This window comes from Paenibacillus sp. QJM3NY_38 (assembly GCF_056173265.1).
In genome coordinates this window covers 6,194,937-6,209,993 of record NZ_CM149665.1, presented here as the reverse complement: position 1 = coordinate 6,209,993, position 15,057 = coordinate 6,194,937, and the positions used below count along the sequence as shown (strand labels likewise).

The window sequence follows — 15,057 nt, the reverse complement described above, 5'->3', positions numbered from 1 at the left end:
CGCTTTGTTCGAGAGCTTTGGAAATACTACTTGAGGCTAGCGTTACCTCAGTTTTGGCATGTCCGGGGGCGGCTATTCATAGGGGAATGTTTTGACGCCATGCCTTTTGTGGTAAAATGTCGTTATGTTTGCTTGTGATTCGTAAGGGGGTTAATACCATGAAACATAAATATCGATTGTTGGCACTGGATATGGACGGTACGCTGCTGCGGGACGATCATGAAGTGTCTGAGGAAACGGTGAAGTGGATCAAGGAAGCGGTACGGCACGGCATTCATGTCTGTCTCTCGACAGGCCGGCCGTTTCAGGATGCGTATCCGTATGCCAAACAGCTTGAACTGACGACACCGATGGTAACGGTGAACGGAGGCGAGGTATGGCGTGCGCCATATGAATTACATCGCCGCGCATTGCTTGACAGTGAGCTCGTGGAGCAAATGCACGCACTGGCCATTGAAACCGGATCATGGTTCTGGGCGTATTCAGTAGAAAGATTGTATAACTCTGAGAACTGGACCGACGATATCGCGAATCAGGAATGGCTGAAATTCGGTTACACCACGAATGATCATGAGGTGCGTCACAACATTCTGATGCGCCTGCTGGATATGGGCGGACTGGAGATCACGAACTCCTCGCCGGATAACCTGGAAATCAATCCGCAAGGCGTTAACAAAGCGACCGGAATCGGACAGGTGTGCGAGCTGCTCGGCATTAGCATGTCCGAAGTCGTAGCCGTAGGGGACAGCTTGAACGACCTGGCTGTGATTCAGCAGGCCGGCCTCGGCGTGGCGATGGGCAATGCCCAGCAGACGGTTAAGGATGAAGCGGACCTTGTGGTTTCCAGCAACAATGAGGACGGCATCGTTGAGGTCATCAGGGATCATATTTTGATCGAAAGGTGAGATGTTGATGGACATATTGGGCTGGATTATCGTTATCGCTCTGTTTATCATTGGGATGGCCGGGGCGATTTACCCTATTCTGCCGGGGGTTGTCGCCATTTACCTGGCGCTGTTTGTTTACGGCTGGTTCTTTACATTCGAGCATTACAATTCATGGTTCTGGATTATTCAGACCATCATTCTGGTGGTGCTCTTCATTGCCGATTATGCGGTTAACGCCTGGGGGGTTAAGAAGCTCGGCGGTTCTAAAGCCTCGATATGGGGCAGCACCATCGGTTTGATTATCGGGCCGTTCGTTATTCCCGCTTTTGGATTGATTATCGGACCGTTCCTGGGAGCATTTTTGGGTGAAATGCTGTCAGGTTCGGGACCGAGCAAATCCATGAAGGTTGGATTCGGATCGGTCATTGGATTGTTCAGCAGCATTGTGGTGAAGGTTATTTTACAGCTCGCGATGATTGTTATTTTCTTCATTTGGATTTTCTAATAGACGCTTAGGAATCGCTGTAAGAGGCGCTTTGGAGGAGAAAGAAGGGTACGGTTTTGTCAAAGAAAGAGTCATTTATTAAAGGCACGATCATCTTGGCCGCTGCTGCGCTGGTCGCCCGCGTGCTGGGTCTTGTCCAGCGGGTGCCGCTGGAGCATATGTTGAACGATATAGGGGATGCCTCATTTACGATCGCCAATAACGTATATTTAATGCTGTTAACGGTAGCAACGGCCGGCATTCCCAGCACGCTCAGCAAAATGGTATCCGAGCGTCATGCTTTGAACAAGCCAGCGGAGGCACGGCGTGTCTATCATGCTGCGCTTATTTTTGCCGGAGCAGCAGGCGTTGTCATGACGCTGCTGCTTTATTTCGGAGCCCCATATTATGCTACCCATATTGCTAAGCAGCCGGAGGCCGCCGCGGCCATCCAGGCACTTGCCCCAGCGCTGCTGCTGTTTCCGGCCATTGCCATGATGCGGGGATACTTCCAGGGACGCAATAATATGACGGCTGGCGGCATATCGCAGATTATCGAGCAGATTGCACGGGTTCTGACAGCGATCGGTTTGGCCTATGTGCTGCTGCGGATGGGTTACGATGATACCTGGATTGCAGCCGGCGCCTCCTTCGGGGGCGTACTCGGCAGTATCGGAGCATTTGCCGTCATGCTGTACTTTACGGTAAAGCTTCGCCGAAATGATCGTGAGCTCAAGATGCCGGCAGCGGACCGCTCCATCCCGCTTGGCGGGATATACCGGGATATATTCACGTTGTCTATACCGATTGTACTGTCTTCCCTGGCGGTTCCGGCTGTTAACTTCATTGACAGCTCCATTGTGAAGCCGCTGTTGATTGGGCAGGTTGGCTTAGGACAAGCGACCGCAGCTCTCGCGGTGTTAGGAAACCGGGCACAGAGCGTGGCGGGGATTCCGCCGATTCTAGCCATTGCCCTGAGCACCTCGCTCATTCCGATCATCTCTGCAGCGTTTGCGAAGAAAGATCAGGAGCATCTGGAACAGCAAGTATCGCTGGCTATGCGTATTGCCATTTTAACAGGCATGCCGATGGTGATTGCGCTATGCGTGGCATCCTATTCCATTAATGGTTTGCTGTTTAGTTCCTTGGGCGGCAGTGGGATAATTGGATTTCTGACATTCGGTACGATTTTCCAAATCACGATGATGACCACAAATTCCATTCTTCTCGGAATTGGCAAGGCCAAGCTCTCGATGATTCACGTTATGGTTGGGGTTGTGGTCAAGCTTGCAGCCAGCTTCCTGCTAGCTCCCTTCTTTGGGATCTACGGGATCATAGGGAGCACGGCGCTCTGTTTCCTTGTCATTACGATACTGAATATAAGATCGATTAAAGGGATTGTATCCTTCTCCATCCTGGGCAAACGCTGGACGGGCTTCGTACTGACGGTGATTGCTGCCGGGGGAATCGGATATGGCCTGAATCTGGCCGGTATTCAAATGGTCGATGTCATGCCGGCACGGTTGGCATTCCTGCTGACTTGCCTGGTTGTAGGCGTGGCCGTAGTCATTATATATCTTGTCCTGCTGGTGGTGTTTGGCGTATTGCGGCAATCGGAGCTGAGCAGTTACCCGCGCCTACTGCAGAAGGTGTTCCGTCCGCTTATGAGACTGCAGCCTGCACGTATGCGGGAGCGGGGATAAAGACATAGACTTAGTTTCACTTATAGAGGTTGTTCAAAAAGTCCGCTTTTGATAAGAAAACCTCTATCGAGGCCGCTTCAAGGATGAGCGACTGCGATGCATAGGTTCTTGCGATATAGAATTTCATCAGTTCCACTGATAACTCATAATTTCTATATCTAACACGAAGCAAATCAGGAAGCAGCTCGGCATCGAATCTTGAATTCAGCCGGGCCTAAGTAAAAGCTTCCGAAGCATGTTTCCTGCGGAAACATTTCAGGTGCTCACGTACCCAAAACAGCGGCTGCTTTCGAAGTCGTTTTCTGCGAAAACGTGTAGCTCCACTCCTCACTCCCTAGCTTCATCCAACTGAAGCGTTTTGAAAAAACGCACATCGGAAGCATAAGCTTCGGTGCTGAAAATCGACCTTTTTGAACACGCACTTATCGTGGTAAATAGAACCGAAAAGAGACCTTCCTTGCAGTATCGGGACGGTCTCTTTTCATTTTAATGCGGATGGAACTGATCAGACACATCATGCACGATGGAGGTTTTCTCCAGAGCGGCCCGATGGGCGTGGGTAATATCCGGCAGCAGCGGCCGTAACGGTTTGCGGATATGCCTAAACATCGCCCGGCCCTGAAACCAGTCGTACCGGGGAATCGGCTCGGGGGGTTCATCCTCCCAGATCTCCTCAAGATAAGGGCTGTATAGACGCTGGCCACCCGGGAGCCATTCGGAAGTGATGAGGTCAGATCCCGCGTGGCCATGATTCATGGCTTGATCAAGGGTCGGCGTAAATAAGGCCGGCCAGTATTCAGCGCGCGATCCTTGGTGCTTGGTGGATCGCGCGAAGGCCAGCACAGCGCGGTAAATCTCCTCATACCCAAACAATAAAGCATACAGCGAACGGCCAGCCTTGATCCGAATGGACAGGTCGTCAAACTTGGGGATGGTAAGTCCGGCCAGCGGCCTGGTTGGGGATAGGGGCTTTGGCCCAGCGCTTTCCCCCGACTCTGTTCGTCGGACTAGACCCAGCGGAAACACGATTTGATTCAACCGGGTCAGCTCATGCATCCGAAAGAAGGGATTCTCCAGAATATGTTGTTGGTAAAAAGGATGTCTCGCCACACGCCCCTCTATATAGTTCTGCTCATTAATGATGAGTGCCACCGTAAGCAGCGAACTGCTCTGATCCTGCCAGAACTGTTCCCAGAACGGTGTCATAAACGACGAAACATGAAAGTGGGGGAGTAAATGAAATAGGGGCTTGCCTTTATTTCGACTGTGTATATAGAGAAGCAGCTGGGGGTAGGCGTCCTGGAAGATCAGCGCATTGCAGCGCTCCAGGAAACGGTACAGATTGCTCTTGAATGTCGAATCCATGAGATCAGACATCAATCCGCCTTTCAAATCGCTCATATTCCACCCGGCATTGCGCGATACCATGTGGGCCAGAAAGGCCCAATGCAGCTCAGGATGTGATACATAGCAGTCCCAATAGGCTTGCGTACGGGTCACGTTACTCCGGTTGGCTGCAGCTGTGGCCTCTTGAATATGATGAATCAACTGCTGCTCTTCTTGTGATAGCTGAACATCTGCACCTGGTTCATGAATCCGAATCTCGCTATACCCTTGCATGGAAGGCAACGGAAACGGGGAAACGCTCTGCTGCAGATAGGGATGGGAGGAGAGGATTTCCTTGAGCTTTACGCGAATTCCCCTTACCGCTGCAGGGTCCCATTGCAATTCGTGTCTGCTTGTCCGGAGCTTTAAGGAGAATCGCCATGACGCGATCATCCCCGACCATGATTCTGTCAGGGCCTGCGGAATGGCTGCCGCCCATGACCATACATCATCTTTGCCCTGGCTTTTTTTATTTTTGACTCCGTTCGAGTGCATTCGGGGGTCACCTGCACTTTCTGATGGTTAATCCCTGCCTGTGAACATCATAATGTCAGTATGCTCTAAAATTTGACTTCCACTCAACATTTTGATTCACTAAGGGTGAAGGAACTCGACGTAAAGGGGAGATAATCAATGGAAAAAATCACTTCGGAAGCAGAATTTCAGGTTGCAATCCAGTCTCCGCGACTGACTGTTGCCGTATTTAAAGCAGACTGGTGCGGCGATTGCAAGTTTATCGATCCATTCATGCCGGAGGTTGAGACGAAGTTCTCAAACCAATTGACTCTGGTAGAGGTTGACGTCGATGCTGTCGGTGACGTGAGTCAGCAGCAAAATATTTTGGGTATCCCCAGCTTTGTTGCATACTCCGATGGACGCGAGCTGGTTCGCTATGTTAACAAACTCCGCAAATCGCGCCAGGAAATTGAAGATTTCCTGCAGCGTGCCGTGGACGTATACAGTACGATTCATAAGTAAGAGTGACCATAGCACCGCCGCCTTGATTGATAACTGGCGGCGGTGTTGTTTTACATATCGGATAGAAGTAGGGCGATGAAGTCAAGTACCTGGATCATGAAGGTTTTTCTCAAATTTGAACATTTTGTCACAATCGCTCAAGTGACCGTAGCGGCAGAATCAGGTATAATGAAATGTGGACTGTGTACGATGCGATCCTGTAAAGGTTTAAATAGTGAATGATTAGGAGCAGCAGGTGAGATAATTGAATGATAAACAACTAAAATGGCTGAGTTACATAACATGCTTAGTTATGTTCTGCGCGACGTTCGGTGGCATGGTTGTGACAAAGACGGGCTCGGGACTCGGTTGCGGTCAGGAGTGGCCGCTGTGCAACGGTAAATTTGTTCCCGCTTACACGGTATCCTCCATGATTGAGTATTCCCACCGGGCGGTCAGCGGAATGGCGGGTTTGGCGGCGCTCGCTTCGCTGATTGCGTTCTGGAAGTACAAGCGGGATCGCCGGGATTTGATGGCTTATGTTATCGGGACCTCGGTATTCGTTATTGTACAGGCGATCATGGGTGCTCTTGCGGTGGTTAAGCCTCAATCGGCTGCGATTATGGCGCTGCATTTTGGCTTCTCGCTGATTGCCTTTGCTAGCTCTGTCATGCTGGCTTTGGGTATGCGGCGGGTAGAACAGGCGAAGGGGCCCCTAGACTTGGAGCGTCTGCCTCGAGTAAGCAAGGGCTTCCGCAATTTAGTATGGGGCACAGCCTTGTACAGTTACATCGTGGTTTATATCGGTGCATTCGTCAGCCATACCGATTCCCGGGAAGGGTGCTCCGGCTGGCCGCTGTGCAACGGGGAAGTGATACCGGAACTGAGCGGAGGGGTAGGCATTGCCTTTATGCACCGCGTGGCGGCGCTTCTGCTGCTGATCGTTGTGGCGGTGATGGGGCATTTTTCATATTGGCGCAACCGCGACAACCGGGAGATCCAGATGCTGGGCATCTCGGCAACCGTGCTCTGCCTGCTGCAGGTGTTCAGCGGCGCCCTCATTATGGCAACGATGCATAACGAGGAGGTTTACGTATTCTCCGCACTGGGGCATACCTTGCTGATCTCCGCCTTATTCGGCGTACTGTGTTATTTAAGTGTCAGGGTTTGGCAACTCAGCAGACCGGTTAAAGCCGAAATGCGGCCGGATCATAGCATGCCTCGCGAAAAGATCGTATAAGAAAAAAAGCAAAAACCATGAAACAAAAAAGATCGAATTTCAGACAACATCGTTTATGCAAAGTCCCCGAGCTTGCCTCGAGGGCTTTGTTGTATAGTAAGGGGGGAGCCGATGATAACCAAGCCATCCGCTCGACCTGTCCGATCTCAAGGAGATGGGGGTTGTCTGGTCATTTCGGGGGCATCCTATAAGAACAATCCCCTGGTTATGGATGAACGAATGAAACCGGGATACCCGGATGAGTTATTCCTGCGTGAGGATATCGTGAAAACGATTGATACGCGGTGGAATCCCTATTTTGGCAAATAGCGATCCAAGAACCAAGGTTAATCTGATGACGCGAGGGGGTACTGCCATGCTTCGTATGTTACTTGGGGAACAGCCCCGGCAGAATAACGGCCTGCTTGAGGAAGCCATCGAATCGATGGTCCAAACAACCCGGCTGCTGCAGAAGGAAATGGAGAAAAATCAGGATCCGACGCATGATTTTCGCAAGCTTGAGATTTGGACCCGGGGGTTGATCGTTTCCCTGGATGAGCTGGAACAGAGCTGGAATGCGGCCAGGCATTTCAGTCAATCGATCCAATCGGGTTACATCGATGACATGTCGATTCAGGAGCAAGGAGAATATCAACGGTATGTGTATTTTTACAAAAACGGCTTCATCCGCGTATTCTCGATCCTTGACAAGCTGGGGACGGTGTTGAACGATTTGTATGATCTTCAAACCTCCAAGGTGAAAGCGCATTTCTCTTATTTTACGGTCCTGCGGCAGTTTAAATTCCTGAAGGCCCACGGAGAGCTGGCCAAAGAGCTGGAGGAGATCAAGGATCGTTACAAAACACCGCTGAACACCCTCCGGAAACGGCGCAATGCCGAAATCCATTACATGAATTCCGAGATGCAGGATGATTTGTGGCAGCGTCATCAAGGACTGTCGGACAAGATCGAGCTGGAGGATATCGGCCAGCACCTGGACGATCTCAAACAGGGTGTTGATATGGTATGCCGGAGTCTGGCGGCCTCTTATAAATATACGAACAAGCTTTGGGCGAAAAATGGAGTCAGGACTTAGGCACAAAATCGCCATGAAATTCCTTTTGACAAAAACCTGAAAAGATTCTATACTAACTATTGCATTCATTAAATGTTATCAAATCAGATCAAATTAATCGGAAAAATTTCATATCGATGTTTTCTTATCGAGAGAGGCGGAGGGACAGGCCCGATGAAGCCCGGCAACCGACTCTAAGCGTGTAATTGCTTAACGCGATGACGCTTGGAGTGACATGGTGCTAATTCCTTCAAAGCTATAGGATATCCTTGGCTTTGACAGATGAGAAAAGGCGTTGACTTTTACGTAAAGAGGGCCCTTTTTGATTCTACAAAAAGAGGCTCTTTTCTTTTGGGTAAATAGATATGAAGCTACGGAAAAAGGAGGATTATCGGATTGATTGAGCTCAAGCAATTGACGAAGCAGTACGGAAAAGCCGGAACTTTAACAACTGCGTTGTCCGAATTGGATTTGTCGATTGAAAAAGGAGAAATTTTCGGAGTGATCGGACACTCCGGTGCAGGTAAAAGTACATTGATCCGTTGTATCAATTTGTTGGAGCGTCCCACCTCGGGCGAGGTGTGGGTGAACGGTAAGAACTTAACGTCGCTTGGCAAGAAACAGCTTCAGGCGGAACGCCGCAAAATCGGCATGATTTTTCAGCACTTTAACCTGTTGTCATCGGCGACGGTGTACGATAACATTGCGTTTCCGCTGCGTCTGATCAAGACGCCGAAGGCCGAACTGGAACGCAAAGTATCCGAGTTATTGGCTTTGGTTGGCTTGGAGGCGCATCGGGACAAATACCCGTCCCAGCTATCAGGGGGCCAGAAGCAGCGGGTGGGCATCGCCAGAGCGCTCGCGAGCGACCCGGAAGTGCTGCTGTGCGACGAAGCGACCTCTGCGCTTGACCCGCAGACTACGGATTCGATCCTGCGCCTGCTGCTGGACATTAACAAAAAGTTTCATCTGACGATCGTGCTGATTACCCATGAGATGCACGTGATTCAGAGCATATGCGATCGGGTCGCCGTCATTCATCAGGGCGGCATCGTGGAGCAAGGGCCGGTAACGGAAGTGTTTCTGAAGCCAGAGCATGAGGTAACCCAGGAATTTATCCGTCAGGAGATGGACAGCGGCGAAGCGCTCCGGCTGGCCATTCAGGGACAGGCAAACGGACCTTCAAGGGCGGTGCAGATTACGTTCCTTGGATCGAAAACGTACGAATCAATTCTGTCCCATACTGTGCATGAGACGGGCGTGAATTTTGCAATTCTGCAGGGCACGATCTCTACGATCAAAGAAACGCCGTATGGCCAGCTCATTGTCCGTTTTGAAGGGGAAGAGCGTGCCATCGAAGATACGATCCGGAAGCTGCTGGAACAAGGATTAGACGTGGAGGTGATTCATTAATGTTCGGACTCGATTTTACCCAGATCGACTGGAAAGAAATATGGACGGCAACCTTGGATACCCTGCGGATGCTAGGGGCATCGGCATTGTTCAGCTTCATTATCGGACTGCCGATTGGCGTGCTGCTCTACATGGCCGCTAGATCCACATCCGGTGTGGTACGCTTCGGTTACTCGATCCTGTCGTTCATTGTGAACATCCTGCGTTCGGTTCCGTTCATTATCCTGATCGTTGCGATGATCCCGATTACCAAATCGCTTGTGGGTGTTTCGTATGGCGTGCTGGGAACCATTCCACCGCTCGTGATCGGCGCTGCGCCCTTCTTCGCCAGACTCGTAGAAACCGCCTTGAATGAGGTGGATAAAGGGGTCATTGAAGCGGCTCATGCCATGGGCTCCTCGACAAGCCAAATCATATGGAGGGTTCTCCTTCCGGAGGCTCGTCCGGGCTTGCTGGCTGGGATGACGATCACGATTGTAACCCTGGTATCGTATACCGCGATGTCCGGTCAAGTCGGGGGCGGCGGTTTGGGCGATTTGGCCATCAAGTATGGATATTACCGTTATGAGACCGAGATTATGATCCTGGCCGTCGTGTTGATGATCGTGCTGGTACAGCTGCTGCAAATGGCAGGGGATCGTCTGGTGCGGCATTTTACAAGAAAATAACGGGATTGATGAGGCTTCAAGGAAGACAATATATAAATAATATATTTTTCGGAGGGAGAGTTTTAGAAATGAAAAAATGGACATTGGCATTGATCAGCTTGACCTTGGTTACGGTGTTGGCAGCATGCGGCAGCAAGCCTGCGGATAACGCGGCTGAGCCAGGGGGAACAACAGGAGGCGGCGCTCAAGAGACCGTAACCTTGAAAGTAGGCGCTTCGCCTTCACCGCACGCCAAAATTTTGGAGCATATCAAACCGGCACTTGAAAAAGAAGGCGTAAACCTGGAAATCGTGGAATTCACGGATTATGTTCTGCCTAATACGCAAGTGGACTCCAAAGAAATCGACGCGAATTTCTTCCAGCACAAGCCTTACCTGGATAATGAAATCAAAGAGCGCAAACTGGACCTGGAGTCCGTGATCGCCGTGCATGTGGAGCCGCTGGGAGCTTACTCCAAATCCATTAAATCAGCGGATGAGCTGAAGGATGGAGCTGTTGTAGCAATCCCGAACGATCCTTCGAATGCGGGCCGTGCATTGACCCTGCTGTCCAAGAATGGCGTCATTAAGCTGGAGGATGAAACCAAGCTTGAAGCTACCGCTAAGGATATCGTGGAAAATCCGAAGAACCTGGAGTTCAAAGAAGTTGAAGCCGCGATGCTGCCGCGTATGCTCGATGAGCTGGATCTGGCTGTCATCAACACGAACTACGCGCTTGAAGCGGGACTGGATCCAACAAAGGATGCGCTCTTTATCGAAGACAAAGAGAACCCTTATGCCAATCTGCTGGTAGCTCGTCCGGACAACAAAGACTCCGATGCCATTCAAAAATTGGCGAAGGCGCTGACTTCCGAGGACGTGAAGACCTTTATTGAAGAAGAGTACAAAGGTGCTGTCATTCCGGCATTTTAATTCGAGCACCAAGGCTCAATGATGCTGAACATAAGTTTCATCGTATCCGAGAAGAGAGGGATTATCCAAAAGACCGTGTGTCTTTATGGATGAGTCCTTTCTTTTTTTTGTTTAATGGGCCCTCTCCGCCGGGTTTGCAAGTTGTTAGGCCTTATCAAATCTTTTATACTGAAGGAAGGATATCCATCTGAGGAGGGAAAGCCTTGAAGGGAAAAGTGGCGCTGATTACAGGCAGTGCGACAGGATTGGGGAAAATGACGGCGCTGTCGTTAGCCCGGCAGGGATGTCATTTGGCTATAAATTATGTAAACAGCAAGGATGAAGCGGAGGCGCTCTCCCGCGAAATCGAGGGGTTTGGTGTCAAAACCATTGCGATTAAAGCCGATATCGCCAGCGAGCGTGAGCTGTATTCATTGGTGGATCAGACGGAGGAGCAGCTGGGAAGCATCGATATCCTGGTGAACAACGCAGGTCCGTTCATTCGGGAACGTCGTCTATTCTCGGAGTACAGCCGCGACGAAATCGTACATATGGTGAATGGCAATTTAACCGGCGTCATGCTGCTGGACCACCGTGTTCTGCCTGCCATGCGGGAGAAAAAGTGGGGACGCATCATCCACTTTGGATTCGGACATGCGGGAGAAGCCCGCGCGTGGCCTCAGCGTTCAGCCTACGCTGCCGCTAAAGTGGGCCTGGTATCCTTTACGAAGACGCTTGCGGTGGAAGAAGCCCCGTATGGGATCACCGTGAACATGATCTGTCCGGGGGATATTCGCGGAGCCAACAAGGAGAAGACCATCGATGAGGTATCGGGCATCCAAGACGGGCTGACCCCGCGCGGACGATCGGGAAGCGGGGAGGACGTCGCCAGGGTGATCGAATATTTATGCCTGGATAAGTCGGATTTCATTACCGGTAATATCATGGATATATCCGGCGGGCTGGATCCGATCCGTCCGTTGATTAAACCGGAATAACCTAAAATCACCCCACAAAGTGGAGTCCATGCTTCGATGGTTATTCCAACTTCTTTTGTACTTTGCGGGGCTCCCTAAAACATATCATTGCAATTAAAGAATTGCTTATGCTCCGCTGAAAACTTATATATTTTTTAATCTCAAAAAAAAGAGTCTTGGTTCCACGAGGGAAACCAAGACTCTTTATAGTTAAAGAAGATTTAGAATACTTGAACTACTTCTTGAATGCCTTCTACTTCTTCAACCAGGGCGCGTTCGATCCCTGCTTTCAGAGTAATGGTGGAGCTAGGGCAGCTACCGCATGCACCCATCAATTTCAGCTTAACGATGCCGTCTTCAACGTCAACCAGTTCCACGTCACCGCCGTCGCGCTGCAGGAACGGACGAAGTTTATCAAGCACTTCAGCCACTTCATCATATACAGTGGTTTGCGTGTTTTCACTCATCTTGTTCAACTCCTTTCCTCCCTATATTATAGTACATAAACCGGCAAAATAAAATGCCAATCTTAAGGCAGGTCTAATAACAATGTCCATTATCATTGAGTTTTGCACAAGCAATTCCTATTTCGGCACGGATAAAGTTCTGCAGACGCTGGAAGCCAAGTACGATTGTCAAGTCATCGAATACGGCTGCCTGACCAGCTGCGGCCAGTGCTACTTGATGCCCTTCGCTTATGTGGATGGCGAATGGGTCGAGGCCCCCACGGCTGAAGAGCTGCTTGACGTTGTCATAGCCAAGCTGGAGAGCTTTCAGGACAGCGAAGAGGAGAACTGACTTAACTTGACATTTCCGTGAGGAAGAACATAGCGTCTGCAGCCTGTTCGTTACTAGTAATGACGCTTGGATTTCCAGAGAACGCCGCTCTTCAATATTCTTGGTACCCGTCCCAGCACCGACGTGCTGCCCATGAGTCCAAAGCCCGCATGTTTGCCGAGGGAGCCGAGGGTTCCCTTGAGCTTCAGCGGAGATACCTTTGGCGTATCATCACGCCATAAAGCTTTCATGACATGTCCCACTTGCTCGGCTTGAGCCCCGGCTGCCTGCGCGCTTGGGACGAACGGAAGGCTGGCGCAGTCGCCGATCACGTACACTTCCGGATGGGACGGAACCTGATACCACTCGTTCAGCAGTATGCGTCCGCTGCGGTCTTTTGGCAGATCGAGATCCTGTACGACTTTTACGGGCTGAATGCCCGCCGTCCATACGGCTAGGTCGGTTGCGATAGGCACATCCAGATTGTACACGGCATCCTTCTCAACTCGGGATACGGAAACCCCGCTGTGGATATCCACATGGTGTTCCTCAAACCAGCGATGAATATAAGCAGACAAACGGTTAGGAAAAGAAGAAAGTACCCGTTGTCCCCGGTCCAAAATGGCGATATTAAGGTCAGGCCGGCTTTCACGAAGATCGGCAGCGAGTTCGATGCCGCTTAAGCCTCCGCCAATGATATGAACTTGACCATAAGGTCTGAGGTTGTTCAGGTGCAAATAGGTTTCCCGGGATGCAGAGAAAGATTGCAGGCTAAACGTGAATTCTTCAGCGCCCGGAACGCCATGATATCGGTCCGTACATCCCAAAGCAATGGCGAGTTGGTCGTATTCCACGGGATCGTTGTTCGTCAGGTTAACAAGCCTCTTCTCCAGATCGATGGATGTGACTTCACCATATACAATTTGGAGGCGGTCATACACCGGGAATTTAACACGAACGGCGGTATCGGCCACGGTGCCTGCTGCCAGCGCGTAGTATTCGGTTTTGAGTCCTTGGTATGGCATGCGGTCGATGAGCACGACCTCCACGTCTGGAGGAAGATAGCTGCTGAATAATTCTTGAATTAAGGCAAGACCACCATAGCCTCCGCCGAGAATGACGAGCTTTTTCATAAATTTCTTCCTTTCTCAAGAGATAAGAAGGTGAGCGCCGATTCGCAAGAAAAACGCCGCTGGAAGCGGCTTAGGTTACCCACGCTATATTATCTCTTTAACCTGTTTTCCGTTTTTTGGAACGTCTCTCGTTTGCTTAAATCCTGCTGGTAAGACTTATTCGTAAACCTTGATCTCGTTGTAGAAGGTATCGCGTTCAACCGGAATCCGGCCAGCGCCTTGGATGAGCCAGACGAGCTCTTTGCGTGTTAGCCCCTCCGGAGTCAAGGCTCCTGCAGCATGGCTGATGCGTTCTTTGAGGATCGTACCATGGACATCGGAAGCGCCGAAGCTGAGAGCAACTTGAGTCAATTGCGGTCCGATATTAATGAAGTACGCTTTGATGTGGTCGATATTATCGAGCATCAGACGGCTGATGGCAATGGTCTTCAAATCCTCATAGGCCGAATTGCGGCGCATGATGCCTGCATTCTTATTCTTCGGCTGCATGGACAGCGGAATGAATACCATGAATCCACCGGTTTCATCTTGAAGATCCCGAATTTGCAGCATATGGCGGATACGGTCCTCATGGCTCTCGATCGATCCGTACAGCATGGTCGTGTGCGTCTTCATGCCAAGCTTATGTGCGGTACGGTGAACGTCGAGGTATTGATCTACGTTGGCTTTATCCACCTTCATCTTCTGACGGTATTGGTCAGACAGAATTTCGGCGCCGCCGCCCGTTAAAGACTGAAGACCCGCTTTTTGCAGTTCTTGAAGTACTTCCTTCGTGCTAAGTCCGCTAATGCGAGTGAAGAATTCAATCTCCGCCGCGGTATAGGCTTTCAGGGTTACTTCCGGGAAACGCGCGCTCAATGCCTTCAGGGAATCTACATAGTACTGGAACGGCACATGGTTATTATGTCCGCCAACGATGTGAAATTCACGAATCCCGGGATGAATATGCTGCTCGACATACTCGATCATCTCAGCGCCGGAGAGGGTGTAGGAGCCTTCCTCGCCTTGATCTTTCCGGAAATTGCAAAAAGCGCAGTGGGATTCGCATACATTCGTAAAATAGAGACTCATGTTCTCAATGAAGTAAACTTTTTTCCCGTTCTTGCGCAAATTTGCTTCATTAGCCAGCTGCCCGAGGGTCAGCAGGTCATCGGTTTGGTACAAATACACACCGTCTTCAAGATTCAGGCGTTCGCCGTTTTGGACTTTCGCAACGATCTCCGCCATTCTCTGATCGGTAAATGGTGTCACAATTGTGGACATGTTCAATCCTCCTGTTCACACTTGAACTGCATAGAAGATCCAGCAGAAAAAGCGATCATAAAGTGAATCACTCCCCTAAGGGAACGGTCCGTTTATAGTGGTATAACAACAAACATCAATAATGGGCTGAATAAATAAGTAAGTTTGTGAAAAAATATACAACTGTGGACCAGCCATAACCTTTGCCGCTTTTTTAGCTGAGGGATGTGACAAATATCCAACAGT

The 15,057-nt window shown here is 50.3% G+C and carries 16 protein-coding genes and 1 riboswitch; of the genes, 12 read left to right on the top strand and 4 right to left on the bottom strand.

The window, feature by feature from the left end:
* The first annotated feature begins 158 nt into the window (after positions 1–158).
* The 3 genes from AC0VZ8_RS28780 to AC0VZ8_RS28770 are packed head-to-tail and all read left to right on the top strand — an operon-like array spanning position 159 to position 3,074.
* Positions 159–905, top strand: coding sequence for a Cof-type HAD-IIB family hydrolase (locus AC0VZ8_RS28780; RefSeq protein WP_475485210.1), 747 nt, complete (start codon positions 159–161; stop codon positions 903–905).
* 7 nt (positions 906–912) lie between these two features.
* On the top strand, positions 913–1,392 hold the full coding sequence (locus AC0VZ8_RS28775) for a DUF456 domain-containing protein (RefSeq protein ID WP_475485209.1): 480 nt from the start codon (positions 913–915) through the stop codon (positions 1,390–1,392).
* 56 nt (positions 1,393–1,448) lie between these two features.
* The gene (locus AC0VZ8_RS28770; protein ID WP_260068012.1) at positions 1,449–3,074 is read left to right on the top strand and encodes a putative polysaccharide biosynthesis protein; all 1,626 of its coding nucleotides are present in this window, start codon (positions 1,449–1,451) and stop codon (positions 3,072–3,074) included.
* A 486-nt stretch (positions 3,075–3,560) separates the two neighbouring features.
* On the opposite strand, the gene AC0VZ8_RS28765 is transcribed toward AC0VZ8_RS28770, so the two are convergent.
* Positions 3,561–4,955 carry a DUF2515 family protein gene (locus AC0VZ8_RS28765; RefSeq protein ID WP_475485208.1) on the bottom strand — a complete coding sequence of 465 codons (1,395 nt, stop codon included), beginning with the start codon at positions 4,953–4,955 and terminating at the stop codon, positions 3,561–3,563.
* 138 nt (positions 4,956–5,093) lie between these two features.
* Here AC0VZ8_RS28765 and AC0VZ8_RS28760 point away from each other — a divergent pair, with 138 nt between their 5' ends.
* The 8 genes from AC0VZ8_RS28760 to AC0VZ8_RS28725 all read left to right on the top strand — a co-directional run bounded on the left by AC0VZ8_RS28760 (position 5,094) and on the right by AC0VZ8_RS28725 (position 11,680).
* A complete protein-coding gene (locus AC0VZ8_RS28760; RefSeq protein WP_260068010.1) occupies positions 5,094–5,438 on the top strand; it encodes a thioredoxin family protein in 345 nt (114 codons plus the stop codon).
* Between the two features lie 244 nt (positions 5,439–5,682).
* Positions 5,683–6,657, top strand: a complete 975-nt coding sequence (locus AC0VZ8_RS28755) for a COX15/CtaA family protein (protein ID WP_475485207.1) — start codon at positions 5,683–5,685, stop codon at positions 6,655–6,657.
* Positions 6,658–6,768: 111 nt separating this feature from the next.
* The gene (locus tag AC0VZ8_RS28750) at positions 6,769–6,966 is read left to right on the top strand and encodes a hypothetical protein (RefSeq protein WP_475487807.1); all 198 of its coding nucleotides are present in this window, start codon (positions 6,769–6,771) and stop codon (positions 6,964–6,966) included.
* A gap of 46 nt (positions 6,967–7,012) precedes the next feature.
* Positions 7,013–7,732 (top strand): Cthe_2314 family HEPN domain-containing protein, encoded by a 720-nt coding sequence (locus AC0VZ8_RS28745; protein ID WP_260068008.1) that lies wholly within the window; start codon positions 7,013–7,015, stop codon positions 7,730–7,732.
* A gap of 121 nt (positions 7,733–7,853) precedes the next feature.
* Positions 7,854–8,000: riboswitch (SAM riboswitch) on the top strand.
* A gap of 107 nt (positions 8,001–8,107) precedes the next feature.
* Entirely contained in the window at positions 8,108–9,124 is a 1,017-nt protein-coding gene (locus AC0VZ8_RS28740; RefSeq protein WP_475485206.1) for a methionine ABC transporter ATP-binding protein, read from the top strand.
* Positions 9,124–9,792: a methionine ABC transporter permease gene (locus tag AC0VZ8_RS28735; RefSeq protein WP_260068006.1), complete on the top strand. Its 669-nt coding sequence runs from the start codon at positions 9,124–9,126 to the stop codon at positions 9,790–9,792. Before AC0VZ8_RS28740 ends, AC0VZ8_RS28735 begins: the two co-directional genes overlap by 1 nt.
* Positions 9,793–9,860: 68 nt before the next feature.
* Positions 9,861–10,703 carry a MetQ/NlpA family ABC transporter substrate-binding protein gene (locus AC0VZ8_RS28730; RefSeq protein ID WP_220683913.1) on the top strand — a complete coding sequence of 281 codons (843 nt, stop codon included), beginning with the start codon at positions 9,861–9,863 and terminating at the stop codon, positions 10,701–10,703.
* A 203-nt stretch (positions 10,704–10,906) separates the two neighbouring features.
* Complete coding sequence (locus tag AC0VZ8_RS28725; protein ID WP_260068004.1) at positions 10,907–11,680, top strand: SDR family oxidoreductase; 774 nt, start codon at positions 10,907–10,909, stop codon at positions 11,678–11,680.
* Positions 11,681–11,880: 200 nt separating this feature from the next.
* Here AC0VZ8_RS28725 and AC0VZ8_RS28720 read toward each other — a convergent pair whose 3' ends face one another.
* Positions 11,881–12,126 (bottom strand): NifU family protein, encoded by a 246-nt coding sequence (locus AC0VZ8_RS28720; protein ID WP_006212609.1) that lies wholly within the window; start codon positions 12,124–12,126, stop codon positions 11,881–11,883.
* An 82-nt stretch (positions 12,127–12,208) separates the two neighbouring features.
* Here AC0VZ8_RS28720 and AC0VZ8_RS28715 point away from each other — a divergent pair, with 82 nt between their 5' ends.
* Positions 12,209–12,457 carry a YuzB family protein gene (locus tag AC0VZ8_RS28715; protein WP_071222396.1) on the top strand — a complete coding sequence of 83 codons (249 nt, stop codon included), beginning with the start codon at positions 12,209–12,211 and terminating at the stop codon, positions 12,455–12,457.
* 53 nt (positions 12,458–12,510) lie between these two features.
* Here AC0VZ8_RS28715 and AC0VZ8_RS28710 read toward each other — a convergent pair whose 3' ends face one another.
* A complete protein-coding gene (locus tag AC0VZ8_RS28710) occupies positions 12,511–13,569 on the bottom strand; it encodes an NAD(P)/FAD-dependent oxidoreductase (RefSeq protein WP_071222397.1) in 1,059 nt (352 codons plus the stop codon).
* Positions 13,570–13,725: 156 nt separating this feature from the next.
* Positions 13,726–14,832 carry an aminofutalosine synthase MqnE gene (gene mqnE, locus AC0VZ8_RS28705; RefSeq protein WP_260068002.1) on the bottom strand — a complete coding sequence of 369 codons (1,107 nt, stop codon included), beginning with the start codon at positions 14,830–14,832 and terminating at the stop codon, positions 13,726–13,728.
* Positions 14,833–15,057 lie beyond the last annotated feature (225 nt).